Annotated in this window: 24 protein-coding genes; 9 read left to right on the forward strand and 15 right to left on the reverse strand. The window is 58.4% G+C overall.

The features are described from left to right. The first annotated feature begins 64 nt into the window (after window positions 1–64). Entirely contained in the window at window positions 65–949 is an 885-nt protein-coding gene (locus ACMGG5_RS16455; RefSeq protein WP_420278191.1) for a LysR family transcriptional regulator, read from the forward strand. On the opposite strand, the gene ACMGG5_RS16460 is transcribed toward ACMGG5_RS16455, so the two are convergent. Continuing rightward, window positions 921–2,375 (reverse strand): PLP-dependent aminotransferase family protein, encoded by a 1,455-nt coding sequence (locus ACMGG5_RS16460; RefSeq protein WP_420278192.1) that lies wholly within the window; start codon window positions 2,373–2,375, stop codon window positions 921–923. The genes ACMGG5_RS16455 and ACMGG5_RS16460 overlap by 29 nt on opposite strands. Before the next feature lie 96 nt (window positions 2,376–2,471). Here ACMGG5_RS16460 and ACMGG5_RS16465 point away from each other — a divergent pair, with 96 nt between their 5' ends. After that, complete coding sequence (locus ACMGG5_RS16465) at window positions 2,472–3,239, forward strand: arylamine N-acetyltransferase family protein (protein WP_248164245.1); 768 nt, start codon at window positions 2,472–2,474, stop codon at window positions 3,237–3,239. Window positions 3,240–3,261: 22 nt separating this feature from the next. Here ACMGG5_RS16465 and ACMGG5_RS16470 read toward each other — a convergent pair whose 3' ends face one another. From ACMGG5_RS16470 to ACMGG5_RS16485, 4 genes are all read right to left on the reverse strand, one after another. Then, on the reverse strand, window positions 3,262–6,339 hold the full coding sequence (locus tag ACMGG5_RS16470) for an efflux RND transporter permease subunit (RefSeq protein WP_420278193.1): 3,078 nt from the start codon (window positions 6,337–6,339) through the stop codon (window positions 3,262–3,264). After that, window positions 6,336–7,484: an efflux RND transporter periplasmic adaptor subunit gene (locus tag ACMGG5_RS16475; protein WP_420278194.1), complete on the reverse strand. Its 1,149-nt coding sequence runs from the start codon at window positions 7,482–7,484 to the stop codon at window positions 6,336–6,338. Before ACMGG5_RS16475 ends, ACMGG5_RS16470 begins: the two co-directional genes overlap by 4 nt. A gap of 78 nt (window positions 7,485–7,562) precedes the next feature. Then, window positions 7,563–8,759, reverse strand: a complete 1,197-nt coding sequence (locus ACMGG5_RS16480; RefSeq protein ID WP_420278195.1) for a sensor histidine kinase — start codon at window positions 8,757–8,759, stop codon at window positions 7,563–7,565. Next, the gene (locus ACMGG5_RS16485) at window positions 8,756–9,451 is read right to left on the reverse strand and encodes a response regulator (protein WP_032651085.1); all 696 of its coding nucleotides are present in this window, start codon (window positions 9,449–9,451) and stop codon (window positions 8,756–8,758) included. Before ACMGG5_RS16485 ends, ACMGG5_RS16480 begins: the two co-directional genes overlap by 4 nt. A 124-nt stretch (window positions 9,452–9,575) precedes the next feature. Between ACMGG5_RS16485 and ACMGG5_RS16490 the strand changes: the two genes are divergently transcribed. Continuing rightward, window positions 9,576–10,361 (forward strand): MipA/OmpV family protein, encoded by a 786-nt coding sequence (locus tag ACMGG5_RS16490; RefSeq protein WP_420278196.1) that lies wholly within the window; start codon window positions 9,576–9,578, stop codon window positions 10,359–10,361. A 35-nt stretch (window positions 10,362–10,396) separates the two neighbouring features. Here ACMGG5_RS16490 and yajD read toward each other — a convergent pair whose 3' ends face one another. After that, on the reverse strand, window positions 10,397–10,744 hold the full coding sequence (gene yajD / locus ACMGG5_RS16495; RefSeq protein WP_003857471.1) for an HNH nuclease YajD: 348 nt from the start codon (window positions 10,742–10,744) through the stop codon (window positions 10,397–10,399). A 178-nt stretch (window positions 10,745–10,922) separates the two neighbouring features. On the opposite strand from yajD, the gene ACMGG5_RS16500 reads away from it, so the two are divergent. Further along, window positions 10,923–11,948, forward strand: coding sequence for an LLM class flavin-dependent oxidoreductase (locus ACMGG5_RS16500; RefSeq protein ID WP_061715378.1), 1,026 nt, complete (start codon window positions 10,923–10,925; stop codon window positions 11,946–11,948). A 25-nt stretch (window positions 11,949–11,973) separates the two neighbouring features. Continuing rightward, window positions 11,974–12,921, forward strand: a complete 948-nt coding sequence (locus ACMGG5_RS16505; protein WP_420278197.1) for a zinc-dependent alcohol dehydrogenase family protein — start codon at window positions 11,974–11,976, stop codon at window positions 12,919–12,921. Between the two features lie 3 nt (window positions 12,922–12,924). Here the strand turns inward: ACMGG5_RS16505 and ACMGG5_RS16510 are convergent, their stop codons facing one another. Then, window positions 12,925–13,959, reverse strand: a complete 1,035-nt coding sequence (locus ACMGG5_RS16510; RefSeq protein WP_024909146.1) for an AI-2E family transporter — start codon at window positions 13,957–13,959, stop codon at window positions 12,925–12,927. Between the two features lie 133 nt (window positions 13,960–14,092). Between ACMGG5_RS16510 and ACMGG5_RS16515 the strand changes: the two genes are divergently transcribed. The 4 genes from ACMGG5_RS16515 (at window position 14,093) to ACMGG5_RS16530 (ending at window position 17,305) form a co-directional block, all read left to right on the forward strand. After that, window positions 14,093–14,263 (forward strand): hypothetical protein, encoded by a 171-nt coding sequence (locus ACMGG5_RS16515; protein ID WP_085930315.1) that lies wholly within the window; start codon window positions 14,093–14,095, stop codon window positions 14,261–14,263. A gap of 117 nt (window positions 14,264–14,380) precedes the next feature. After that, window positions 14,381–14,743 (forward strand): multidrug/spermidine efflux SMR transporter subunit MdtJ, encoded by a 363-nt coding sequence (mdtJ, locus tag ACMGG5_RS16520; protein WP_024909145.1) that lies wholly within the window; start codon window positions 14,381–14,383, stop codon window positions 14,741–14,743. Then, the gene (gene mdtI, locus ACMGG5_RS16525; protein ID WP_024909144.1) at window positions 14,730–15,059 is read left to right on the forward strand and encodes a multidrug/spermidine efflux SMR transporter subunit MdtI; all 330 of its coding nucleotides are present in this window, start codon (window positions 14,730–14,732) and stop codon (window positions 15,057–15,059) included. Before mdtJ ends, mdtI begins: the two co-directional genes overlap by 14 nt. Window positions 15,060–15,142: 83 nt before the next feature. Then, window positions 15,143–17,305 (forward strand): bifunctional diguanylate cyclase/phosphodiesterase, encoded by a 2,163-nt coding sequence (locus ACMGG5_RS16530; protein ID WP_420278198.1) that lies wholly within the window; start codon window positions 15,143–15,145, stop codon window positions 17,303–17,305. Between the two features lies 1 nt (window position 17,306). Here the strand turns inward: ACMGG5_RS16530 and ACMGG5_RS16535 are convergent, their stop codons facing one another. The 8 genes from ACMGG5_RS16535 to puuD all read right to left on the reverse strand — a co-directional run bounded on the left by ACMGG5_RS16535 (window position 17,307) and on the right by puuD (window position 26,597). Beyond that, entirely contained in the window at window positions 17,307–18,128 is an 822-nt protein-coding gene (locus tag ACMGG5_RS16535) for a trypsin-like serine peptidase (RefSeq protein WP_090417202.1), read from the reverse strand. A 279-nt stretch (window positions 18,129–18,407) separates the two neighbouring features. Beyond that, the gene (asr, locus tag ACMGG5_RS16540) at window positions 18,408–18,821 is read right to left on the reverse strand and encodes an acid resistance repetitive basic protein Asr (RefSeq protein WP_032651095.1); all 414 of its coding nucleotides are present in this window, start codon (window positions 18,819–18,821) and stop codon (window positions 18,408–18,410) included. A 565-nt stretch (window positions 18,822–19,386) separates the two neighbouring features. Next, a complete protein-coding gene (locus ACMGG5_RS16545) occupies window positions 19,387–20,874 on the reverse strand; it encodes a carboxypeptidase M32 (protein ID WP_061715374.1) in 1,488 nt (495 codons plus the stop codon). Window positions 20,875–21,024: 150 nt separating this feature from the next. Beyond that, on the reverse strand, window positions 21,025–22,296 hold the full coding sequence (gene puuE / locus ACMGG5_RS16550) for a 4-aminobutyrate transaminase (protein WP_090417200.1): 1,272 nt from the start codon (window positions 22,294–22,296) through the stop codon (window positions 21,025–21,027). A gap of 25 nt (window positions 22,297–22,321) precedes the next feature. Further along, window positions 22,322–23,602, reverse strand: a complete 1,281-nt coding sequence (locus ACMGG5_RS16555) for an NAD(P)/FAD-dependent oxidoreductase (protein ID WP_061715372.1) — start codon at window positions 23,600–23,602, stop codon at window positions 22,322–22,324. After that, a complete protein-coding gene (gene puuC, locus ACMGG5_RS16560) occupies window positions 23,599–25,092 on the reverse strand; it encodes an aldehyde dehydrogenase PuuC (RefSeq protein WP_090417198.1) in 1,494 nt (497 codons plus the stop codon). The genes ACMGG5_RS16555 and puuC overlap by 4 nt, the downstream gene beginning before the upstream one ends. A gap of 157 nt (window positions 25,093–25,249) precedes the next feature. Then, entirely contained in the window at window positions 25,250–25,807 is a 558-nt protein-coding gene (gene puuR, locus ACMGG5_RS16565; RefSeq protein ID WP_013096835.1) for an HTH-type transcriptional regulator PuuR, read from the reverse strand. Window positions 25,808–25,832: 25 nt separating this feature from the next. Then, window positions 25,833–26,597: a gamma-glutamyl-gamma-aminobutyrate hydrolase gene (gene puuD, locus ACMGG5_RS16570; RefSeq protein ID WP_032651105.1), complete on the reverse strand. Its 765-nt coding sequence runs from the start codon at window positions 26,595–26,597 to the stop codon at window positions 25,833–25,835. Window positions 26,598–26,652: the final 55 nt, after the last annotated feature.

Below are 26,652 nucleotides of genomic sequence, written 5' to 3' on the forward strand. Positions count from 1 at the left end.
CCTAAAAGATTCATCACTGTTATAAAATCAATAACAATATCCCGTTCTCGGTTTGAAATCCTTTATGCAAATAAACCTCTTTGAATCTATTCGAATTTTTATTGAAATTGTCGAGTCAGGTAGTCTTACCCAGGCGGCGGAGAATCTGCAGATCCATCGTCCGGCAGTCACCAAAGCGTTACAGCTTCTGGAGCAACACAGCGGCACGCGGCTCCTGCAGCGCACAACGCGTCGAATTAGCCTGACGCCGGATGGGGAGGCGTTCTATCGCCAGAGTAAACCCCTGCTGGCGCAGGCGGACGAATTACTGGAGTCGTTTGGTACGGACCGGGCAATACACGGTCAGCTGCGTGTGGATATGCCGGTCTCTTTTGCCACGCTGCGGGTGATACCCAATCTGCCTGATTTTTATCGTCAGCATCCTGAGATCGACATCATTCTGAGCAGCTCTGACCGCCGTCGGGATATGCTGCGGGATGGTCTGGACTGCGTGCTGCGGGTGGGAGAGCTGGACGACGGCGATTATATCGCGCGTAAAATCGGGAACATCAAAATCACGACCTGCGCCAGCCCGGCCTGGCTGGCAAAACACGGTACGCCAGAAACGCCGGATGATTTACGCAAACATCAGGCCATCAACTGGATTAATACCAGCAGCAGACATATTCATCCGTGGACGTTTACCACGCCAGAAGGCGTCGCGGAGATGACTTTACCCGGTAAGCTTGTGGTGGATAACTCCGAGGCCTACATCGCGGCAGGCCTGGCCGGGCTGGGGTTAATGCAGGGGATGAATCTCTTTCTCCAGCCTTACATTGACCGCGGCCTGCTGGTTGAGGTCCTGCCTGCCTATCGCTCGCCGGACCGCAAGCTGTCACTGCTCTACCCACACCGTCACCTCTCCCGCAAAGTGCGGGTATTTACCGAGTGGCTGGAGAGTCTGGTGTGAAAACGGCCAGTTCATGGCATAGGGCCCCAATCTGCCCTACGGCATTGAGCAGGCGGGGCGTCGGTTCGTTTGCGCAGTTTAGCCGCAGAAAGTGCGTGAGTTCTGCGCCAGGAGAAAACAGGGGACCGGGGCTGACGCCAATACCCAGCGCCAGCGCGCGACGATGCACCTCCAGGGCGTTGACCTGCGGAGGAAGTTCGACCCACAGCAGGAAACCGGCAGCGGGCACGTTAACGCGCGTACCGGGCGGAAAGCTCGCCCCGACCTGCGCCACGACGGCGGCTATTCCCTCCGCGATCCGCCGCTTTAGCCGCCGCAGGTGACGGTCGTAGTCGCCGCTTGCCAGCATCTCGCTCGTCGCGGCTTCCAGCAGCGGTGCACCTGCCCAGTCTCCGGCCATGCGGGCCTGCAAGACCTGCGTGTGGTAGCGTCCGGCGGCAATCCAGCCGATTCGCCACCCCGGCGCAAGCGTTTTAGACAGGGAGCTGCAGTAAATCACATTCCCGCTCTGGTCGAACGCCTTGCAGGCCGGAGGACGTTGCCCCTCACCGACCAGATCTCCGTAAACATCGTCCTCAATCAACGGAATTTCTGCCTCTTCAAGCAGGGCAACCAGTTCCTGCTTGCGTGCGACGGGCATGCTGGCACCCAACGGGTTTTGCACGGTGGGTGAGGCCAGGACGGCAGCGGGGCGATGGCAGCGAATGGCGTCAGCCAGCGGTTCCAGCAGCAGGCCTTCCACAGGGGCGGTGGGGATCGCTAAGGCCTTCAGGCCTAAATCCTCCAGCAGCAGGAGCGTGCCAAAGTAGGCGGGCTGCTCAATTGCCACCACATCACCTGGCTGACACACGGCCCGAAGTGCCAGGCGCAGCGCCTGCGTCGCGCCCGAGGTGATAATGAGATCGTCCGCGCCGAACCGGGCTCCCCATTGCGCAGAACGCGCGGCAATCTTACTTCGTAGGTCTGCTCTTCCCGGGGGCAGGCTGTAGCTCTGTCCATGCGCGTCCAGACGACGGCCCGCAGAGTGCAACGCCCGCTGCAGCGCGTCTCCTGGCAGCCACGCGGGATCGGGCAGGGCAGCGCCCAGCGGGATCAGTCGGGCTTCTGCACTGCTGAACAGCGACCGGGCCACGGCGGACAGGGTGACGGGGACCGGCCCGGGTGAGGAGCGCGCGGGCTCCACGCGCGGTGGCAGGCTGGTCTGGCGGATGTAGTAACCTGAACGCGGGCGCGCAACGATCAGCCCTTCAGCCTCGAGGCAGCGAAGGGCCTCCAGCGCCGTCGGAAGGCTAACGTGCTCGCGCTCGGCCAGTTTACGCGCGGAGATCATCCTGTCACCGGTGCGCAGCGCGCCAGACGTCAGCGTGAGGCGCAGCATCTCGGCAATTCGGCGATAGTGTGGGGACGACTGGGACGGGGCAGACATGGGTATCTGTTCAGGCTAATTTTCGATAAAACTGACTATACAGCCAATAAAGCGCGCCATCTATAGTGTCCGGCATGTTCAGGACAAGGAGGCATTATGCACAGCGATAATTTCAACATTTCCACCTATTTCAAACGCATAAACTACACCGGACCAGCGGCGGCCGATACGGCCACCCTGCATGCGCTGATGCGTCATCAGCTCTTTTCCGTTCCCTTTGAAAATCTGGACGTGCAGGCGGGTAAAATTGTCTCGCTGGCGCCAGACGACATTGCCGATAAGGTGTTAACGCAGGGGCGCGGCGGCTACTGCTATGAGGTAAACGGGCTTTTTGCCATGGCGCTGGCGGCGTTAGGGATACCTTACCGTTTCGTGGCGGCGCGCCCGATGTTCTACCCCGCGCGGCGGCCGAAAACCCATATGGCGTTGATTGCCGAGGTGGAGAGCCGACAGTGGCTTTGCGACCTCGGGTTCGGCAGCTACGGCATTCGTGCGCCAATGGCGCTGGACACGCTTGATGTGGATATCACGCAGGATTTCGACACGTTTCGGCTAAGCCGCAGTGCGGAGGGCGAATATCTGCTTGAGGCGAAGGTGGAGGGGGAGTGGGCCCGGCAATACGGCTTTGATCTCACGCCTCAGGAATGGATTGATTTCGTCCCGGCCAACTACCTTAACTCCACGCACCCGGATGCGATCTTTGTGCAGAAGCGGGTGGTGGTACAGCACAGCCCGGAAGGACGTCAGATTTTACTGGGCGATATGCTGAAAACCATCACGGCGAACGGCACTGAAGCGCGGCAGCTGGCGGAGGATGAAATCCGCCATGTCCTGAAAGACCGTTTTGCGTTGACCGCCGCGTAATCAGCCGGGAAACGGTGGAGCCTCAGCGCAGTTCATCTTCTGTGGCTTTGCGCTGAGCGCCCCACTGTAACAGCAGGCTAAACGACGCGGGTAACACGGTCAGCGTCACCAGCGTCGCAACCAGCAGCCCGCCGATGATGGCATAGGCCATTGGACCCCAGAAGACCTGGTGAGAAATGGGGATCATGCCCAGAATGGCGGCACAGGCGGTCAAACAGATGGGTCTGGCCCGGTGTTCCGCAGCCGCCATAATCGCGGCATCGTTTGTCATCCCCTGAGCAAGATTGCTGTCAACCTCGCTAATCAATATCACCGCGTTCCGCACGATCATCCCCGCCAGGGCGATAACGCCCAGCAGCGCGACAAACCCCATCGGCGTTCCGCCGGGCAGCATAGCCAGCACGATCCCCGGTAAACCAAACGGGGCCATCAGGAGGGCCAACAGCATCCGGGAATATCGCCGCAGCTGAAGCATCAGCAGCAACAGCATGATGACCAGAGTTACCGGAAGAACGGTAAAGACGGAGCTGTTCCCCTTATCCGATTCGGCAACCGCGCCGCCTTCTTCAATGCTGTAACCTGCCGGCAGGTTCGCGCGCAGTTTATCCACCGCCGGACGCAGCGCCGCGGATACCGCTTCAGCCTTCAGCCCCGGGGCAAGATCCGTTTGCACCGTGATAAAGGGCACGCGCTGGCGACGCCAGATAACCGGATCGTCCACGCCCCAGACCGGCGTCGCGACGGCGCTGAGCGGAATTTTTTTACCGTCATTCCCCTGAATCGTGAGCGAGGAGAGGGTGGCGGTGCTGTGACGTTCATCGTCCGTGGCCCGGAGCACCACGTCGACAAGGCGGTCGTTATCCCTGAGGGACGTGACAACGCTGCCGGACCAGACGGTGTTCAGCGAGAGGGCGAGGCTTTCTGACGATATTCCCGCCGCCCTGGCCGCCGTCTGATTCACCTCAAGGGTGATGACCCTCTCCGGCTCTCCGGCCGTCTGGTTAACGTCGCGAGAGAACGGGGACTGCCCAATCGCGTCCGTGAGACGGTTCGCAAACGCCCGGACCTGCAGATAATCAGGCCCGCTCACCCGGTATTTGATAGGCCAGCCGACGGGGGGCCCCAGCTCAAGGGGCGACACCCGCGTGATGATGTCGCTAAACTGCGTCGCCAGGATCGTGTTGAGCTGTGCGTGCAGACGATCCCGCGCCTCAAGATCCTTAGCCACCACAACCATCTGGGCGATATTTTCATTTTCCAGCAGCACGTCCATCGGCAGGTAAAAACGGATGGCGCCTGAGCCAACGTACGTCGAAAAGCGATCGATATTGCTGTTGCCGGCCAGCGCCTTTTCCAGCCTTTCCACCTCTCTGAGGGTTTTCGGCTGCGAGGCGTTGGCCGGAAGCGTCAGGCTGACCAGCAGTTCAGGCCTGTCGGAGGCAGGGAAAAACTCGCCCTGCATAAACGTCGTGCCGTACGCTGACAGCCCCAGCGCGGCAAGCGCAATCAGCACGGTGGAGAACCGGTGGCGGAGTGCCAGGCGTAAAAGCCGTCCGTACCCGCGCGCGATCTTTCCGGGGCCCGCCGCGTGATGTCTGACTTTTTCCGGCAGCAGCCACGTACCCGTCAACGGCGAAAACAGGATCGCGACAGCCCAGGAACAGAGCAGGGCGATGAGCACCACCGCAAACAGGGAAAAGCAGTATTCACCGGCGCTGGAGGCCGCAAAACCAACGGGAATAAAGCCGGCAATCATCACCAGGGTACCGGTGAGCATCGGGAAGGCCGTCGTTTTGAATGCATGGGTGGCCGCATGCCGACGGGAATCCCCGGCTTCCAGCCGGGAGACCATCGTTTCGACGGCGATCATGGCGTCATCCACCAGCAGGCCCAGGGCAATGATCAGCGCCCCGAGCGAGATACGCTGAAGGCCGATGCCTGCGAGCATCATGCCGGCAAACGTCATGGCGAGCACTAGCGGGATGGCCGTCGCCACCACCAGTCCGGCCCGTAAACCCAGCGAGACAAATGAGACCGCCAGCACGATAACAACGGCTTCGATAAGCACCCGGATAAACCCGCTTACCGCATCACTCACCACCGCTGACTGATCGGCGACTTTTACCATCTCGATACCGTGCGGCAGCCCGGCGCTGAGGGTCGCCATTTTTGCGTTCAGCGCAGCACCGAAACGCAGCATGTTGCCTGTCGGCGCCATCGAGACCGCCAGCCCGATAGCCGGTTTGCCGTTCACCCGGTAGGCCGGGGCCTGTGGCTCGGCTATTTGCCGGGTGACGGTGGCAATGTCGGTCAGCGGAATATAGCGATTGTTAACGTGCAGCGTGACGGCCCGTAAACTCTCTTCGGTCGTGAGCGCCCCGCTGACCTTTATCGCCATATTCTCCTGCCCGGTACGCATCGTTCCTGCCGGGACAACGGCGTTTTGCGCCCGGAGGGCGTCGGCGACCGCCTGAATATCAAGCCCCATACCGGCCAGGCGCGCCGGAGAAAAGGCGAGAACCCACTGCTCCTGCTGTTCGCCCAGCAGGATGGTTTTGCCCATATCCGGCAGGGACATCAGCTCGCGCCGTATTGTCTCTGCGCGATCCCGCACCTCCCGCAGGGTGAAACCTTCGGGAATAAAGGCATAAATTGTGCCGAACGTGTCGTCAAACTCGTCGTCCACGTCAGGACCCTGCCCCCCTTCAGGCAGGGACGGCGCGATGTCCTGCATTTTTTTGCGAACCTGATACCAGATGTCCGGCACGCTTTGCGGGGGCGTATCGTCACGGAGGTTGACGTGGATAACGGTGCGTCCGGCCCGGGTTTCACTTTCGAGATAGTCCAGCCAGGGCGTTTCCTGCAGCTTTTTTTCAAGCGTATCGGTCAGCAGGCGGGTGGTATCCGTCACGGAGGCTCCCGGCCACTGCGCGGAGACGACGGCCGTTTTAATGGTGAAAGCCGGATCTTCGTTACGCGGCAGCTTTTCATAGCAGAACACGCCCATCGCAATCACCAGCAGCATGAAAAAGCTGACCATCTGCTGGTTCTTCAGCGCCCAGGCGGAGAGGTTAAATTTGGCTTCCTGTCCTGTGTTCATGGCTGAACCTCTCCGGGCATCACCGGCTCGCCGGACCGCAATGTGCTCACGCCCGCCGTAATCACCCGATCGCCTGGCTCAAGGCCGGAGGCAATCATGACGGAGGAGGCCGTATAGCTCGCGGGTACCACCACGCGCAGCTGCGCCCGCGACTGCGGGGTAATCACAAAAACCGCCGGTTTGTCGCCGGCACGGGTCAGCGCGGACGCGGGAAGGGTGTACCCGTGCGGGGCTGACGATGGCAACGTGACGGTAACGCTGGCACCCAGCGCCATGGCCGCCGACGGGTTTTGCAGGGTGGCCCTGACGCGCCAGGTGCGGGTCTGAGGATCGGCCTGCGGTGTGATATCCCGCAGTAGGGCAGACGCCTGTACCGACGGTGCGCTGAGCAGGGAAACCTGCAAAACCGCCTTATCCAGAGGCGGGATCGTATCGGGCGCGGCAATATCAAACACCACGTCGCGGACTTCCCCGGTTGCCAGCGTCAGCACGGACTGACCGTCGCTGACCACCTGTCCCGCAGAGGCGTTCACGGCCGTAATGACGCCCGCTTGTGGCGCGTTCAGGCGCGTCCAGCCGAGGCTTTCGCGGGCATTTCGCCACGCGGCCTCGCTGCTTTTTAAGCGCGCGCGGGCGACAAGCCAGTCCGCACGGGCGCTGTCGAGCTGCGTGCGGGCTATCGCACCCGTTGGCATGAGCTTTTGCATGCGACTGACGTTAAGCGCGGCGACCTGCGCTGAGGCTTTGGCGCCTTCATAATCGGCCTCAGCGCCGTCGAGCTGGTTTTGCCCGGTCGTATTGTCAAGCGTGGCCAGCAGCTGTCCGGCGGTGACACTGTCACCAATATCGACGCTACGCGTCAGTATCCGCCCCCCGGTACGAAAGCTCAGGGTCGTTTCATCGTGGGCATGGATCTCACCGGTTCTTTCCAGCGCGGGAAGGGAGTGGGCGGTGCCAACGACGACGTAGCGTACCGTTCGCACAGGGTTGGGCTTATTTTCGTGTTTATCACCGCAGCCGGTCAGCGGAAAAATCGCCAGCGCAAGCAGGGCCAGGGGAAGAAAATGCAGCCAGGAAAGGGTACGCGCCACGCCGTACAAATGATGCAGGCAGTGGCGGAGGGAGAGAAAAAATTCGTCTGACATAACGCCGCTCCATAAAGGGAATGGCGTTATTAAATGCGCGCTACGTCGAGAAAGATTCGATGTTCTGTCAAGGCTTTATCAAGAGTGGAGATTTTCATTATCGGAGGGATACCAGGGCAACAAAATGCGCACCGCGAGGCCGCCGGTTTCCGGTAATGATGCGCTAATCTCACCCCCATGCGCCTGGCAAATCGCCCGGGCGATGGACAATCCGAGGCCGCTGCCGCCGGAATGCCGCGCGCGGGACTGCTCCTCGCGGCTAAAGCGTTTAAACATTTCCGGTAAAAACTGGGGCGATACGCCCGGCCCGTCATCGGTAAATTCGAGGGTGTAATGACCGCTGGCGTAGTGCAGCGCCACCTCAAGATGGCCGCCCTCGCGCCCGTAGCGTAGTGCATTTTCCATGAGGATGGTCACGGCCTGTCCCAGACGGAACGCATCACCCCGGAAGGGGCTGGTGTGCGGGTTACGCAGCGTTATCCGGAAATGATGCGCATCAGCCTGGGGCATGATCCAGGCAACCCGCTCCTGAATCAGCTCATCCAGACAGAAAGGCTGGTCCTCCAGCACAAGGTTACCCGCGTCGGCCAGGGAGAGGAGGTGGAGTTCATCGGTGAGGCGGTTGAGGTGCTGGAGCTGTTTCATCACCATGCCCAGCTGCGCCGGGCTGGCATCAAACACGCCGTCTAACATGCCCTGCAGACGCCCGATGGCGGCCGTCAGGGGCGATCGCAGCTCGTGCGCCATCGCAACGTGCGAGGCGCGGAGCTCTTTTTCATAGCGGGCGAGTTGTCCCGTCATGGAGTTAAAGTCGGCCGCAAAGCTGACCATTTCCGCCGGTGCATCCTTGATAAGTTCCGCCTGACGGCCAAACTGCCCGTCGGCTACATCCTTTGCCGCATCGCGAAGGCGGCTGAACTGTAGCGCCAGCGGGCGGGCGTGTTTTAGCCCCATTACCACAATAAACGGGATCATTACCAGCACCAGCAGGGCTACCGTGACCCAGTCGGCTGAGGCGATAGACGGCGTGGAATAGCTCAGGCCCCACCATGTGTCCACAATCGTGTGGAAGCGGGCCGGATTGGCCTGCGGATTCTGGCTGAGCGTAAGAAACTCCTGCCGGACCGCCGACGGCATCCTGCCCATGATCCAGTAGTTCTGCACCGCATAACGTAGCCACATGCAGGTGGCAATGACGATCACGCTGCCGATAGCCAGCGCTAAGATGCGTGCGCAAATCCAGCGCCACAGAGAGGAGTGCCGGTTTTTTATCATGGCTGTCTGAACCTGTAACCCACGCCGCGAACGTTGATCAGCACGCCGGAAATACCCGCCGCTTCGAGTTTTTTACGCAGGTTATAAACATGGGTGTCCACCACGCGCTCCAGCGCCTCGCTTTCCGGCAAGCAGTGTTCCAGTAAATACTGGCGGGAGAACGGGTGCGCAGGAGAACGCAGCAGCGTTGCCAGAAGCGAGAATTCCGTTGGCGTAAGATCGAGCATCACGGGGGCGTCGTCGCCGTTATCCACGCTCGCCACAATGGCGGCGACATCCACCTCCAGCGTTTGCCAGCGAAGGATCGCTTCGTCTGTCTCTTTTTTACTGCTGCGCCGCAGCACCGCCTGCACCCGCGCCACCACTTCGCCCGGATGATAAGGCTTCACAACGTAATCATCGGCACCGTAACGCAGGGCGCCAATGCGATCGGGAGTATCCCCCATGGCCGTAACCATAATCACCGGCACATCGCTTTTACGACGCAGGCCCGCCAGCACCTCGGTGCCGTTAAGCCCCGGCAGCATTACGTCCAGCAGAATGAGGTCGGGCTTCCACCGCTGCGCCATATCCAGGCCGGAAAGACCGTCCCCGGTAATGGTCACGTCGTAATTTTCACGCCGTAAATAGGCTTCGAGCACGCCAGCCGCATCGGCGTCATCTTCAATAATCAGCACTCTTCTGGACAACATCCGTTCACCTTGACCATTTCTTAACACTTTCCCGACGATTCATTGATTCAGCCAAATTATACTGCGCCAACATTGTGTGGTCGCCCCTGAATCAGGAGACGCCAGCGTCTGTATGGAGAGCAGTATGATAGCGATAAAAAAAGTCCTGTATATGTCCGTCCCGCTTCTGATGGTCGTGACGTCCGGCGTGCAGGCGGATGATGGCACCGCGTCCGATTCCTTAACCGTCGGGCTGGGAGGGCAGTATGCCCCGCGTTACTCAGGCTCAGACAAGCAGGTGTGGCAGGTGGTTCCGGTACTGCAGGGTCGTAAAGGCGCTTTCTTTATTGATGCGCAAAAAGGGGTGGGATATGACCTGCAAAACGACAGCGGTTGGTATTTCGAACACACGCTGGGCTACGACTTTGGAAGGGCTGAGGAAAATTCTGGCTGGCGTGAGGGGGCAAACAATCTGAAAGGGATGGGGGACATTGATGCCACCCTGAATACCGGCCTTGCCGTAGGCTGGCAGACCGAGCCATGGCTGAGTATGGAAGGCAAAGCGACGCTGCCGTTAACGGACAGCCAGGGGGTAAGCTATCAGGCCTCCGTGACGCTAATCCCTTTACAAAATAACCAGGACACGGTCGCCTTGCAGTCTGCGGCCCTGTTTGGCGACAGCCGTTATCTGAATACGTGGTATGGGGTCAGCGAGCAGCAGAGCCGCCGCACCGGAGATCGCCGCTATTCAGCGCCGGGTGGATTTTATGGCGTCGACACCAGCCTGACCTGGAGCCATCAGTTCGATGCTCACTGGGGGACGGTCCTGAGCGCGGACTATACCTGGCTTAGCGACCATGCGAATGACAGCCCGATCGTGATGCGGCGCAATGAGGGGTCTGCAACCGCCGCTTTCACCTGGACATTTTAAATTCGCAGAGCACGATGTGAGTGAGGGGAAGAGGATTACTTCTTCTTATCCATCATCGCCTTTAAATCGGCAAACGGGTTAAACGTGGCGACGCCCACGTCTTTTTGCGCGTCTTCCCCGGCGACCACGGTGGTGCCGTACTGATCCGCTTCGGTGTATTTCGAATGCTCGTGATCGTGGCAAAACAGGCACAACAGCTCCCAGTTGCTGCCATCTTCCGGGTTGTTGGTATGGTCGTGATCGATATGGTGAACCGTGAGTTCACGCAGATTGGAATAGACGAACTCGCGCGAGCAGCGTCCACACACCCATGGATAGATTTTTAATGCTTTTTCGCGATAGCCGCTTTCCAGCCGCGCGTAGTTTTTAGGGATCAGAGCCATTGCCGGTTTTACCTGCCATGAAAAAAGTGGGGGATATTATATCCCATTATGGCGCGTAATGACGCCCCGCTCAATTCTGTCAATTTATTTGAATCACTCCGTTAAATAAACGGCATTTATTCTCACCGGGTAATGCGTAAAGTGGACAGAACGCAACGCATTATCAGGACACATGGTTATGAAAAAGATCGGGTTTTTATCCTTTGGTCACTGGACGCCTTCACCGCAGTCCGGCACGCGCTCGGCGGCAGACACGCTGCTGCAGTCCATCGATTTAGCCGTGGCGGCTGAAGAGCTGGGGGCAGACGGCGCGTATTTCCGCGTGCACCACTTTGCCCGACAGCTTAGCTCGCCGTTCCCTCTGCTGGCCGCTATTGGCGCAAAAACGAAGACCATCGAAATCGGTACCGGCGTGATCGATATGCGCTATGAAAATCCGATGTACATGGCTGAAGATGCGGGCGCGGCGGATCTGATTTCCGGCGGTCGCCTGCAGCTTGGCATCAGCCGTGGCTCGCCGGAGCAGGTCATTGATGGCTGGCGTCATTTCGGCTATGTCCCGCAGGAAGGGGAAAACGAGTCGGATATGGCGCGTCGTCATACCGAGGTGCTGCTTGAGGTGCTGCGTGGGGAAGGGTTTGCAAAACCGAACCCGCAGCCTATGTTCCCGAATCCGCCGGGGCTGCTGCGCCTGGAGCCGTATTCTGAAGGGCTGCGCGAGCGTATCTGGTGGGGCGCCGGCTCCAATGCGACGGCAGTATGGGCGGCAACGCTGGGAATGAACCTGCAAAGCTCAACCCTGAAAGACGATGAAACCGGTGAGCCGTTCCATATTCAGCAGGCAAAACAGATTCGGGCTTACCGTCAGGCCTGGAAAGAGGCAGGGCATACGCGCGAGCCGCGGGTGTCGGTCAGCCGCAGTATTTTTGCGCTGATGGACGACCGCGACCGGATGTATTTCGGTGCCAGCCGCAACGACAGCGATAGCGTGGGGTATCTTGATGAGAAAACGCGCGCCATCTTCGGCCGCAGCTATGCCGCGGAGCCGGACAAGCTGGTTGAACAGCTGAAAAAGGACGAGGCGATTGCCGAGGCGGACACGCTTTTACTGACCGTACCGAACCAGCTGGGTGTGGATTATAATGCGCACGTGATTGAGTCTGTTCTCAAACATGTCGCACCGGCAATGGGCTGGCGCGAGTAGTTCCGCTAGCAGCCGTGAGATCGTAATGGAAAACCTGGCCCTCTGGTATCGCCGTTTTGGCGAGCCAGAAACCGTTCTGCAACCTGAAACCGCGCCGCTGGGGGCGCTTACGCCGGGTCATCTCCGCGTGCGAATGCTGTTTTCTCCGGTGAACGCGTCCGATCTCATTCCCATTACCGGCGCCTACCGCCACAGAACCCCGTTACCTGCCGTCGCGGGGTATGAAGGTGTCGGCGTTGTCACCGAGGCGCCCGCCTCGTTTAAGCATCTGGTGGGTAAGCGCGTCCTGCCGCTGCGCGGTCAGGGCACCTGGCAGCGCTATGTGGATTGCCCGGCAGAGTATGCGATACCCGTTCCGGACACCGTCGACGCACATCTGGCCGCGCGGGCCTATATCAACCCGCTGGCGGCGCAGATGATGCTGACCCGCTACCCGCCTCGTGGAAAGCGGGTGCTGATCACGGCTGCCGGGTCGGATTGCGCCATCCTGCTGGGGCAGTGGGCGCGTCAGGCGGGGGCGGAAGCGGTGTATGGCATTCACCGTTCTGCCGTGCATGCTGAACGACTGGAGGCGATGGGCATCATTCCCGTCGCGCAGCATGACGCAAACAGAATCGGCACCGTCGCCGCCCGCAGCGATATCGTCTACGATGCCACCGGCGGGCCGCTTGCGGAAGCGATCCTCAGCGTGATGCCCGAGCAAGGCATGTTTGTTTGCTACGGGCTGCTCTCCGGGCAAACCTTCAGACAGCAACGGCCCGTGCCGAGCGTGGCGTGGTTCCATATCCGAAACGGTCTGGACGCGCTCAGCGCTGAGGCGTGGCGCGCCGAGTTTGACCGCATCTGGCTTAATTTGCCCAACAGTGGGTACAGCGACGTCACGGTGTATCCACTGGCGGAATGGCAGAGAGCGATCGGTACGTATCGCGAAGGTGGAAGGACCCGCAAGCCCCTCCTGTCGATGGCGGACTGACCGCTATTGATGGCTCATATCGCTCAGCAGCACGGCGATACTTTGCCCGCCCGCCGTCTGTTCCAGGCCAATCTTGACGATGATGGTCAGCGGGACGGAGAGCAGCATCCCAACGGGCCCGAGCAGCCAGCCCCAGAAAATCAGGGACAAAAAGACCACCAGCGTGGAAAGTCCCAGCCCTCGCCCCATCATGCGTGGCTCAAGAATGTTACCGAACACCAGATTGATGACCAGGTATCCGGCCAGCAGGATCAGCGCGTCATAAAGCCCGCTGAAAACCAGCACCTGAAGGATAGGGGGGATCGCCGCCAGCACGGAGCCGATGTTGGGAATGTAGTTAAGCGCAAACGCCAGCAACCCCCAGACAAACGCAAAGCGAACGTCCAGCGCCAGAAGCATCACCCAGACGACACCGCCCGTGACCAGACTAATGGCGGTTTTCAGCACCAGATAGCGGGAGACGCTGTCCAGCGCGCGTTGAATCGCCCCCATCCCTTCAACCGGACGGACCATCATCTGCTGTAGCTTTGCCGGTAGCTGCGGTACCTCCAGCAGCATAAACACCACGGTTAAAAACAGCAGGAAAATGGATGTCATGGCATTGGAAAGCTGTGCCAGCAGGCTGGTGACGATCGTCATGGCCGCATTGGGGTCGATATATTTCAGGAGTTCCTCAACCGAGACTTCGATACCCGCGCGCTGCAGCCAGGGTTCAAGCTGCAGCAGCGGTATCGCCAGCGAAGAGCGGTATTTTGGCAGCGTTCGCGCCAGTTCGTTTAGCGAGGTCCCCAGATACGCCACCAGCAAGACCATCGCCACAATAATGATGCTGATAAGCAGCGTGATGGCCAGCACGCGCGGAATGCGTAGCCGCGTCATGCGCTGTACCAGTGGATTAAGGATCACTGCAACAAACAGGGACAGAATAAAAGGCACAATAATGTCGGCGGCAAAACGAACGCCTGTCAATATGATCACCAGCATGCCCAGCATGATGACAATTTTTAACCCGTTCAGGGTAATGATGGGTTTAGCCATGGTGACTCCGGAAAAATCTTTTTATTTATAATAAAGGTGAACGGCATTGCAATAAACTAACCAAAATCAAACGGGATGGGTAAAGAATTGCAAAGACTTTGAGTAAAATCCTGGCTTATGGTACAAATTTGGTGTGTTTAACTACCGAGGACAATTTTCATCCGCAAAGACGAGAAGCAACAACGCGGATAATTGTAATTTTATGGACAATATGTTCAGGACGTACTCTTCAAACAATACCGCTGTATACTCCACCTCCTTCTGCCTGCTTTCTGGTGAGCAACACTGGCGCACCGCACTATAGTCATCTCTTCTGCCTGAGCTGGCGCTAAGCGCTTAGCTGTCTGATTTCAATTCGTATTTTTTGGTTTGCTGCACGCAGCGGGCCACGATGGATTATATTCTCAAGCAGGAGAAAAACATGTTTTACTGGATCCTATTAGCGCTGGCAATTATCGCTGAAATTACCGGCACGCTGTCTATGAAGTGGGCAAGCATCAGCGATGGCAACACCGGTTTTATTTTGATGCTGGTGATGATTTCGCTTTCTTATATTTTCCTCTCGTTTGCGGTGAAAAAAATTGCGCTGGGCGTCGCGTATGCACTGTGGGAAGGAATCGGTATTTTGTTGATTACGCTTTTCAGCGTGCTGATATTTGACGAAACATTAACACCAATGAAGGTCGCCGGGTTAACGACGCTGGTCGCGGGTATTGTGCTGATTAAATCCGGTACCCGAAAACCTGGCAAACAGCAGAAGGAGCAGAACCATGCAACAGTTTGAATGGGTTCATGCGGCCTGGCTGGGGCTCGCCATTGTGCTGGAAATCCTGGCGAACGTTCTGCTGAAATTCTCTGATGGTTTTCGCCGTAAACTCTACGGCCTGATGTCGATTGCCGCGGTTCTCGGGGCGTTCAGCGCCCTGTCCCAGGCGGTAAAAGGGATCGATCTTTCGGTGGCCTATGCGCTGTGGGGTGGTTTTGGTATCGCCGCCACGCTGGCCGCAGGCTGGGTGCTCTTCGGCCAGCGTTTAAATAACAAGGGCTGGATGGGGCTCATCTTGCTGCTTGCCGGCATGATCATGATAAAACTCGCCTGACAGACCTCAAACCATGATTTACAGGCAGCGAAATTCGCTGCCTGTATTACGCTTAGAAAAGCAAAACATGAAGAGGATGGCTGATGTATCGCACATTAAGCTGGCGCAATATTCCCAATGCGAGAACGTTGTTTGCCATGGTCTTCATGGCGGGGATCGGCTTAATCATCTCCATCGTCGCATTGCTCTATCTTTCCCTGCATCTTATCAGCACCAAAACCAACGAAATTGATGAACACCGTACGGCGCTTTCCGTGCAGGGGGCTATTCAGACCTCGGTTAATCGCGTCTCCTCGCTGGTGCTGGATAACGCCGTCTGGGACGATGCGGTGCGGGAGGCCTACCGTCCCACGCTCGATACGGACTGGTTGTATAACACCTGGGGTGCTGGCTTTAAAATCAATAACCTCTATGACGGGACCTTCGTGCTGGATGAGAATTTCAATGTCATCTGGGGATCGTTTAAAAGTCAGCCTTTTCAGGAGACGAATCTCGATTTTTTTGGTAAGGGGCTGAAAGCCCTTATTGCTCAGCATGCGCACGACTTATCAAGCGATAAAAATATCTATGCCGGGATCAGCAAAACACGCAGCGGCGTCGCTTTTGTGGGCATTGGATTGATTCGCCCGATGGTCGGAAGATTACAGGTTACCGACGGAACACGCCGCTATCTGGTGATCACCCGTCATCTGAACGCCAGAATCTTATCCGACCTGGGTGCGACCTTTCAGATCGATAATCTTCACTTTACGCCGGAAAAAATTAACGAGCTGAGTATGCCGCTGCGCAGTTCGGCTGGGGAGCTGCTGGGCTACCTTAACTGGCAGGCGCGGCTTCCGGGGGCGCAGGCCGCCCAGGCGGCATCTTCTGATATCAGGCAGATTGTGGTGCTGGCGTCGGCCCTGATCCTGCTCTTTATTCTGGTGAGCAGCGTGGGGCTGTACAAGCTTGCGCGAGGGGAAAGCCAGGCGCGTCTGGTTGCCAGAACGGACTGGCTAAGCCACTTGCCTAACCGGCGTGCGCTCATCGAGGCGCTGGATCGGGTGCGTTTACGCGGTGATACCGACGTCAAAAGCGTGGTGTTTATCGATCTCGATGGTTTTAAGGATGTGAATGATATCTATGGTCACAGCGTGGGGGACGATCTCATCGTGGCGATTGCGAAAACGCTGAGTGAACGCGTGCCGCCGGGCGGGATGCTGGCGCGGATGGGCGGGGATGAATTTGCCATGACCATCGGCGGTGATGATGCAGAGGCGCAGGCTACCGCCTTTGCCGTTTCGGTGCTGGATTTTCTCACCACCCCGGTTCAACTGGGGGAACGCACCATCCATATCGGGGCCAGTATCGGTATCGCCAGCGGAACCCTGACTGAATGCAACAGCTCAGAACTGTTTCGCCGCGCCGATATTGCCATGTATCACGCTAAAATGAGCGGGAAAGGGCGTATCACCCACTATGACGCGGAGCTGAACAGCGTCCGGGAACGCAAGCTGGCGATTGAAAATCAGATTCGTGACGGTCTGGCACGCGATGAGTTTGATGTCTGGTATCAGCCGATTATTGACGCCCACAGCCAGACAATGAGCAGTGTCGAGGCGCTGGTCCGCTGGCCGCGTCGCCCGGAGGGGCCGCTTGGGCCGGATATTTTTATCACCATCGCGGAGACCAGCGGTCTGATTTACAAGCTGGGCCAGTTTGTGTTGCAGCGGGCCTGCCAGGATCTGCAGCCGTACGGCGACTTAAAGCTCTCCGTAAATATCTCCCCCGCGCAATTTCGCGATCCCGCCTTTGAAGAAAAAGTGGCCAGCGTGCTGGAGACCACCCGTTTCCCGGCCCACCGACTGCAGCTTGAGGTCACGGAGTCCTACGTGCTGGAAAACCCGGAGCGTGCCCGCATGGCGATAGCCAATCTTAAAGCGCTGGGCACCGCGGTGGCGCTGGATGATTTTGGTACCGGCTATTCCAGCATTGGCTATTTGCGGCGTTTTAACTTCGACACCATCAAGATCGATAAATCCCTGGCCGGGCTGGTGGACCACGATGAACAGGCGGCCGCGCTGGTGAGCGGCACGGTGCGGATTGCCAATGCGCTGGGCATGGCGGTGGTGGCAGAAGGGGTGGAAACCGAGAAGCAAATGAAACTGCTGCGGCTGGCTGGCTGCGATCAACTGCAGGGTTTTTGGTTCAGCCAGCCGATGCCGATTGAGTCAATCAGAGCGTTACGTAAGGTCAGACGCTGCTGATTTACTGCTGCGCCAGCGCTTCCAGCTTGTCGCGAAAACCGGTCACGGACAAGGCCCGGTTATCGGCGCGCCAGCGATCTTTCGCCGCCGGGGCAGAGCTCTGCACACCGATCAGCTGCCAGCCGTTATCTGTTTTCAGCATCAGCGGTGAGCCGCTATCGCCCGGTAACGTATCGCACTGATGGGAGAGCACGCTGGTTTGCGCCCAGCCCGTCACAATACAGTCGGTATGCGTATAAAGCGTATCCAGATGATCGACAGGATAGCCCGATTGCGTCACCTTCCGGTCAGTGGCTTTCAGCGCGGCGGTGAGTGCGGCTTTGTCGCCCTCAAATAACGGCAGTGGCGTAATGCCTGAAGGCGGGTAGCGTAAAACGATCAGGCCAAAGTCCCATGAGGCAGCCCCCGGCGGCACGATCCAGCCGTCACCATCCGGTTTCAAGCGTTTGCCAAGAGAGGGATCAACCCGACCTTCAATGCCGTGGATTTCATAGCGCCAGGTCCCTTTTTGCGACACAAACCGCAGGGCAACCGCTTTATCCGGCTTGCCGTTTGGCGGCGTTAACAGACAATGGCCTGCCGTCAGGGCAAGCTGTGGGGTGATCAACGTCGCAGTACATAAGTTACCGCTGGCGGTTTCCAGTTGACCTATAGCATCCCAGGGAGCCTGAGTGGGATCGGCGACGCGCGTGCGATCGTCATGACCGAAAAAAAGCGTCTTTAGCTCTTTCGCGCTAATGGTGTCATCACCGCCATCATCCGCATGTGAAAATCCAGAAAAAAGACCAAACGTTCCCAGTAACAACACAACAGATTTACGCATATCACACTCTGGTGGGGGTAATTATGATTATTAAAAGTGAACCCTATGAAAATACTATAGACGGGACAGCGCTAAAGTGGGAGCAAAATCAGCGTGCTACAATCAGGAAAGATAAAAATGGCTGGCGATGAGCGCGCATAAAATAAGCAGGATCAGAATCAGCTCAAACCGATAGCGTCGCAGCATACGCCCTCCGGATAAAAAAAACGGCGCGGAACCTGTTCCGGTTCGGCGCCGGTTTACCAACGTGCCCCGAAGGGCACGGTTTAGCTTGTACTCTTACGCAGCTGGCTGTGCAGCTGGTTTAGCAGCTTCGTGTTTTACTGCTTTTTTGTGATGCTTTTTAGCAGCCTGAGCTTTCTGCTCTACAGCCGGTTTAGCGGCTTTTTTGTGGTGATGCTTTTTAGCAGCCTGAGCTTTTTGCTCTACAGCCGGTTTAGCGGCTTTTTTGTGGTGGTGCTTTTTGGCAGCCTGAGCTTTCTGCTCGGTTGGTGCTGCGGTTGCAGGTGCAGCGGCTTCTTTTTTCGCTGCAGCTTTGTGATGTTTCTTATGGTGAACCGCTTTTGCTGGGGCAGCGGTGGTGGTTGCAGCAGGTGCGGCAGCCGGTGCAGCAGTTGCGGTAGTGTCAGCAGCAAATGCAGCAGAAGACAGACCCATAGCAGCGGCAACAACCAGAGCTAATACTTTATTCATTCTCATACCCTCGAATTTGGTTTTTCATTTAACCCCACTGCGGGGCCGTTGAAATAACTATATCCCTGTAAATTCGAGGTTTCCGTGAGTGATTGGTATCGGCGTGTAACCATATGTACATTGCCGGTGTTCCCTATAAAATAATGCCTGCACAGACGACCCCCTCTCCCTTGAGGGAGAGGGCTGGGGTGAGGGGGAACATACGGCTCTGGTGGTCATTCCGTTCACTTTATATTCCTTGCTACTCTTTAACGACATGGCCTGTGAACGTGCCAGGGTGGCTCAGTCGCCACCACCCTGGCAACCCTGGCTCCCGGCGGTAAATCGCCGCTTCGCGGTGCCCTCGGCGTATTCCTTCCGGCTTATCGGGAACGGGCGGAGGTAACATCCCTGTAAAGCCCGCCCTCTCGGCGCATCCATGCGCCTCGCCCCGGCCGGAAGGCAAACGCCTCAGCGATTTACAGCCGGACCAGGGCATCGCTGAAAGCCTTTAGTCGTTCTGAAACAAGGTTATCGCTTCTGCTTAAAAAATTTACTGGAGGTCCCTCACCTCCGGCCAAACAGATTACAAATAGCGCGAGGTCAGATGTTCGCGGAAGTAACGGATGTTCAGATCCTCGCCCGTCGCCTGGGTAATTAACTGCGACGTGCTGAAGCGACTGCCGTGCTGCCAGATGTTCTGACGCAGCCACTCAAAGAGTGCAGAAAAATCGCCCTCAGCGATGGAGGCCTGCAGACCCGGAAGCGCCGTTTTCGCGGCATGGAACAGCTGCGCGGCATACATGGCCCCCAGCGTATACGACGGGAAGTAGCCAAAACCGCCGTCAGTCCAGTGAATATCCTGCATACAGCCGTTGCGGTAGTTGTCTTTGGTGGATAACCCGAGCCAGGCCTGCATTTTCTCGTCCCACAGGGCAGGGATATCGTCCACTTCGATCTCGCCGTTGATCAGCGACCGCTCAATCTCATAGCGCAGCACCACGTGCGCCGGGTAGCTCACTTCGTCCGCATCGACGCGGATATAGCCCGGCTTCACGCGCTGGTTCCAGGCGATAAAGTTCTCTTCGCTGAACGCCGCCTGGCTGCCAAAGCGGGCATGCACCGCAGGGAGAAGATGCTTGAGGAAGGCTTCACTGCGTCCCAGCTGCATCTCAAAGAACAGGCTCTGTGATTCATGGATCGCGGTTGAGCGGGCCAGCGCAATCGGCTGTCCTGCCCACGCGCGCGGCAGGTTTTGTTCGTAGCGCGCGTGTCCGGTTTCGTGGATCACGCCAAACAGCGCGCTAAGCAGCTCATCCTCGTCATAGCGCGTGGTGATGCGCACGTCCTCCGGTACGCCGCCGCAGAACGGGTGCGCGCTTACGTCGAGGCGACCGCTGTTAAAATCGAAGCCGAGCATCTTCATGGCTTCCAGGCCCAGTTCACGCTGTGTTGCCGTCGGGAAGGGGCCCTGAGGGGGAACGAACGAGCGCTGAGCCTGTTTTTCCACCACGTTTGCCAGCAGGTCCGGTAGCCAGGACTTCATATCGCCGAACAGAACGTCCAGACGAGCGCTGGTCATGTCGGGTTCAAAAATATCCAGCAGCGCGTCGTAAGGCGTACAGCCTTTGGCTTCCGCCCGCAGGCGAGCCTCTTCGCGGCTGAGTTTGACCACCTCTTTCAGGTTGGCGGAAAAGCCCTGCCAGTCGTTGGCGGGACGCTGGGTACGCCAGGCGTGTTCACATTTATTGCCCGCCAGCGATTTGGCTTCCACCAGCGATTCGGGCAGCAGGGTCGCCTGCTGGTAGTGGCGCGTCATTTCGCGCAGGTTGGCCTGCTCGACGTCATTCAGATCTTCTCCTGCCGCTGCCGCTAACAGGTCACCGACTTTTTTATCGGTCAGGATCTGGTGCTGCAGGACGCTCATCTCCGCCAGCGCCTCGCCGCGCGCGGCGCTGCCGCCTGGCGGCATCATGGTGAACATGTCCCAGCTGGCGATGGAGGAGAGGTGCGAGAAGCGGGAGAGACGCTGGAAGATTTTCACAAGTGACTGATAGGCTGATATTTTTTGCAATTCTTATTTCCTCATGCCAGGGATGTGTTTCAGGGAGCATACAATGAAACGGACCCAATTCCCCAACATTTCCCACACGGAGGAAATCTGTGCCGATTTCCTCCGTTGAAACCGTCGCCGGAATTCCGGGAGACGGTTTTCGGTGGGCACTCAGGCCTTATCGCGCATAATCTGTTGCAGGATCGCCAGTGCCTGGGTGAACTGGGCATCCGGAATGGTCAGCGGATAAAGGAAGCGGATCACGTTGCCGTACTGGCCGCAGATCAACAACAGCAGGCCCTGAGCGAGCGCCTTTTGCTGGATCGCCTGCGCGATGGCGGCTGAAGGTTCACGGCTCTCGGGATCAAAAAACTCCGCCGCGATCATCGATCCTCTTCCCCTTATCGCCACGAGTGCAGGGAAGGTGCCCTGAATCTCCTCCAGCGTGGCTTTCAGCCGATCGCCCAGCTGACGGGCGCGTGCGCACAGCGACTCGTTGTCGATAATCTTCAGCACCGCGTGCGCGGCGGCCACCGCAAGCGGGTTGCCGGCATAGGTTCCCCCCAGGCCGCCGGGCGCCGGCGCGTCCATGATGTCGGCGCGACCCACCACGCCGGACAGCGGCATTCCGCCTGCCAGGCTTTTAGCCATCGTCATCAGGTCGGGTTTGTCCGCGTAGTGTTCCATCGCAAACAGCTTACCCGTACGGGCGAAGCCGCTCTGCACTTCGTCGGCAATCATCACAATCCCGTGCTCATCACAGATGCGGCGGATGGCGGCCACCAGTTCTGGCGGGGCGACGTTGAATCCGCCTTCACCCTGGATGGGTTCAAAAATAATCGCCGCCACCTGTTTCGCCTCAATATCTGCTTTGAACAGGCGTTCTATCGCCGTGATGGCATCCTGCGTCGTGATGCCGTGCAGCTCGGAGGGATACGGCACGTGATAAACCGACCCCGGGAAGGGGCCAAATCCCAGCTTGTAAGGTGCGACCTTGCCGGTTAACGCCATGGTCATATAGGTTCGGCCGTGAAAGCCTCCCCCGAAGGCTATCACACCCGGTCTGCCGGTGTGGGCCCGGGCGATTTTAATGGCATTTTCCACCGCTTCCGCGCCCGTTGTGAAGAACGCCGTTTTGGCCGGGCTCTGCACCGGGGCCAGCTCGTTAAGTTTTTCGGCCAATGAAACGTAGCTTTCATACGGCACAATCTGGTAGGCCGTGTGGGTGAACTGGTGAAGCTGTTTTTCTACGGCAGCCACCAGTTCAGGATGACGATGGCCGGTATTCAGTACCGCGATCCCGGCGGCGAAATCAATATAGTCGTTGCCTTCCACGTCGGTAAGCGTGGCATTCTCCGCCGAGCGGGCAAAGAAATCACACATTACGCCTACGCCGCGCGGGGTGGCAGAAAGTCTGCGCTGATGAAATTCCTGGTTACTCATGTCAGATACCCTTTTGTCGAAACGATCATACGCCAAGACGATCGCGCAGGCTGTAGTACGCCGCGCCCATCGCCGTGAATGGAATCCGCAGGCTGCGGCCGCCCGGGAAGGGGTAGTGCGGAAGGTTGGCAAACGCATCAAAGCGCTCAGCGTCACCGCGCAACAGTTCCGAGATCAGCCGTCCGGCCAGGTGGGTGCAGGTCACGCCGTGGCCGCTGTAGCCCTGCATGTAATAGATGTTTTTATCCAGACGACCAAACTGCGGCATACGCGACAGGGTCAGCAGGAAGTTGCCCGTCCAGCGGTAGTCGATTTTGACGCCTGCCAGCTGAGGGAAGGTCTTGAGCAGCTTTGGCATCACCAGGCGCTCGACATCGTCCGGATCGCGCGCGCCATAGACGACGCCACCACCGTACAGCAGGCGGTTGTCGGCGGTGAGACGGTAGTAATCCAGCAGGTAGTTACAATCTTCCACGCAGTAGTTATTGGGGATCAGCGTGCGGACGACCTCTTCAGGCAGCGGGGCGGTGGTCACCACCTGGGTGCCGCAGGGCATGCTGCGTTTTGCCAGTTCCGGTTCGATCTTATTGCCCAGATAGGCATTCCCGGCGACGATCACGTAGCGGGCCGTCACCTGGCCATGCTGCGTGCTCACCACGGCCGGGCTGGTGTGCTGAATGGCGGTCACCGGGGACTGCTCATACACCCGGCCACCGTTCAGGCGAATGGCGTCCGCTTCGCCGATCGCCAGGTTCAGCGGATGAATATGCCCACCGCTGCGGTCCAGCAGCGCGCCGGTATAGCGTTCGCTGTCGACCTCCCGGCGGATGGCGCTGGCGTCCAGCAGCTCCAGCTGCGTGTTGCCGTAGCGTTCCCAGTTGGCTTTTTGCTCCTCCAGCGTCTCCAGCTGCTTGTGGTTTAGCGCCACAAACAGCCCGCCGGGACGATAGTCGCACTGGATCTGATAGCGCTGGATACGCTCCCGGATGATTTCCCCGCCTTCAAACATCATGCTCCCGAGCATTCTGGCGGCATCGGGCCCGTAGTTTTTCTCGATCACGTCGATATCGCGGCTGTAGGAGTTAACCAGCTGGCCGCCGTTGCGTCCGCTGGCGCCGAAGCCGATGCGCGCCCCTTCAAGGAGCACCACGTCGTAGCCCATCTCGGCGAGGTGCAGCGCGGAGGAGAGGCCGGTATAGCCGCCGCCCACCACGCACACGTCACAGCTGATCGACTCGTTAAGCGTCGGGAAAGGTTCGTAAGCGTTCGCGCTGGCCGCGTAGTAGCTGGTGGTATGTTCGGTCATGATTGAGGCTCCAGGGCAATCCAGATGGTTTTCAGTTCGGTAAATTTTTCCAGCGCGTGCAGGGACTTATCGCGACCGTTGCCGCTCTGCTTATAGCCGCCAAAGGGGACGGTCATATCGCCGTCGTTATAGTTATTGACGAAGACCGAGCCTGCTTTCAGGCGCCGGCTCATGCGGTGCGCGCGGGAGAGATCGCGGGTCCATACCGCCGCGCCAAGCCCGTATTCACTGTCGTTGGCCAGCGTTAAGGCTTCCTCTTCGGTTTTAAATCGGGTAACGACCAGCACCGGCCCGAAAATCTCTTCCCGGCACAGCGGGGAGTCGGGCTCGAGGTCGACAAAAATGGTTGGACCGACTGCGGAAGGCCATGATTGTTCCCGCCCGTCCAGCAGCAGCGAGCCTTTCCGGGTTCCCTCGCGAATAAACGTGTGGACGGTATCGGCGTGTGCAGCGTCGATGAGCATGCCCATCGTGCTGTCGGGGTCGAGCGGATCGCCCGGCTGCCAGTGACGGGCCTGCGCTTTCAGCTCTGCCAGGAACGCATCGGCGATGCTGTCTTCGAGCAGCAGGCGGGTACCGGCGATACAGACTTGTCCCTGGTTATAAAAAATCCCGGCGGCGGTCGCGCTCACGGCCTTGTCCAGGTCCGGACAGTCGGCAAAGATAATGTTGGCGCTCTTGCCGCCTGCCTCCAGCCAGACGCGCTTCATGTTGCTTTCACCCGCGTCCTTCAACAGCTGCTTGCCGGTATGGGTAGAGCCGGTAAACGTCAGCACCTCAACCTCCGGATGCAGCGCCAGCGCCTGGCCCGCTTCATGGCCGTAACCGCTTATCACATTCAGCACGCCGTCCGGCAGGCCCGCCTCTTTCGCCAGCCCGGCCAGCCGCAGGGCGGAGAGCGGCGATTTCTCCGACGGTTTCAGTACCACGCTGTTGCCCACGATCAGCGCCGGGCCCAGCTTCCAGCAGGCCAGCAGCAGCGGGAAGTTCCAGGGGACGATGGCCGCAACAACCCCGATGGGCTCGCGCACGATCATCGCCAGCTCGCCCGGACCCGTAGGCGCCACTTCGCCGTAGACTTTATCCGCCGCTTCGGCGTACCAGCGAATAGCGCGAGCCGCGCCGGGAATATCGTCGCGCAGGCTGTGGCGGATGGGTTTACCGGTGTCCAGCGTTTCCAGTAACGCCAGCTCTTCGCTATGGCGTTCCATCAGATCGGCGAGCCTATTTAGCACGGCCTTGCGCTGCGCCGGAGACGCCTGTGACCAGTCACCGCGCTCAAATACCTCACGCGCGGTCTGAACCGCACGGTCCACGTCCGCCTGCTTGCCCCGGGCCACGTTCGCCAGCGTCTTTTGGGTAGCGGGATTGACGGTTTCAAACGTGGCATTATCGGCGGCGTCACAATAGGCACCGTTAATAAATAACCGGGCCTCAATGGCGCTGTTTTTTGCTTTATCCTGCCAGTAAGTCAGGTGCTTAAAATGCATATTCACTCCTTTCTTTCGCAATCAGATAAATAAAGGCATGGCCGTTTCAGGCAATACGAAGCCGTGAGGCATCCCGGGAATTAACCCGTTGAATGCCGACATCGATCGTTTTTATATTTCCCGGCGTAAGCGCGCTTACGCCGGGACCGAGTGGTAATTAGAACGTGGTGGGGGTGTGGGCACTGATAATGCGGCAGATGCCTGCCGAGGTGTTGCTGAAGCTGTGCGGTATGCCGGTATTGATGGCATAGCTCTGCCCCGCAACCAGGTGATAAGGCTGGCCATTAATAGTCAGCACTATTTCACCTTCCAGTATCGTACCGATCTCCTCACCCTGATGTTTGATCCTCTCTCCGGTCGTGGTTCCAGGCTGGTAAGTTTCAAAAATCATCGCCAGCGTACGGTTCGGATTTCCGTTATGAACCAGCTTCATCGAAACCCCCTGACTGCCTATTTCGATAAGGTCTTCCTGATTAATAACCACCTGCGGTTCATCAGGTTTTTCCGGTTCCGAAAAGAATTCCGAGAGCGACAGCCCATAGACTTTCAGTAACTTTTGCAGCGTACTGATGGCAGGACTGACTTTATCCTGCTCAATGGTGCTGATGGCACTGTGTGTTAACCCAGACAGTTCGGCGGCACGCCGCTGCGAGAGACCCAGCTGCTGGCGGATCTCTGACAGACGTTTCCCTGGCGCCAGTCCGTCATCGCTCATAGTTGCATTTCCTTTACGATAGTGGTCAAAGCCGTTGCTTCTCGGCAACGTGGCTTTGACAGGCGGTGATAAAACCTTCAAACAACATGCGTGACAGGGCGTACTCGCTGCTGTTCCATTCGGGGTGCCATTGCACGCCGAGGGCAAAAGGGTGGTCATGAACGCTAACCGCCTCGACCAGTCCGTCCGTCGAGCGGGCCTCCACGCGGAGCCGTGGTCCTAACGTTCGTGCGCCTTGCCCGTGTAACGAGTTTACCCAAAATTTGTTACAGCCTGGTATTATTTGAGACAGCAGTCCTCCTTCCTGAACCTGAACTTCATGAGAAGGGGCGTATTGTAGCTCAACCGGCAGTTCAGCATCCTCCCGGTGTTCAAGCAGGTCGTTCTGCTCGAACAGGCGGCGATACAGCGTTCCTCCCGTCGCAACAACCAGTTCCTGCAGCCCCCGGCAGATGGCGAAAATGGGGATGCGCCTTTCGAGCGCGGCGGCAATCAGCGCCATACTCAGAAGATCTCGCCCGGGATCGGCGTTAGGCTCATCGCCGTTTTCACCATAAAGGTGCGGCTGCACGTTACTTGGGCTGCCCGGCAGGTAAATCCCGTCCAGGGTTGGCAGCAGAGCGTTCATTAGCTCTGGCTCTGCCAGCGCATGCGGTAAGGCAATAGGTAAGCCCCCTGCGTTAATAACGGCATTCAGGTACTTTTCTTGCAGGGTCTGGGTCTCATGACCCTTAAGCCTGTTTCTGCACATCACCACGCCAATAACTGGCTTGTTCATTATATTTTCCATGATCGCCCTCACAAAGTGGACTAAATTTAGGCCATTCTCACCTCTGAAACGGCCT

Source organism: Enterobacter sp. BNK-34, assembly GCF_048684445.1.
GTDB lineage: Bacteria > Pseudomonadota > Gammaproteobacteria > Enterobacterales > Enterobacteriaceae > Enterobacter > Enterobacter pseudoroggenkampii.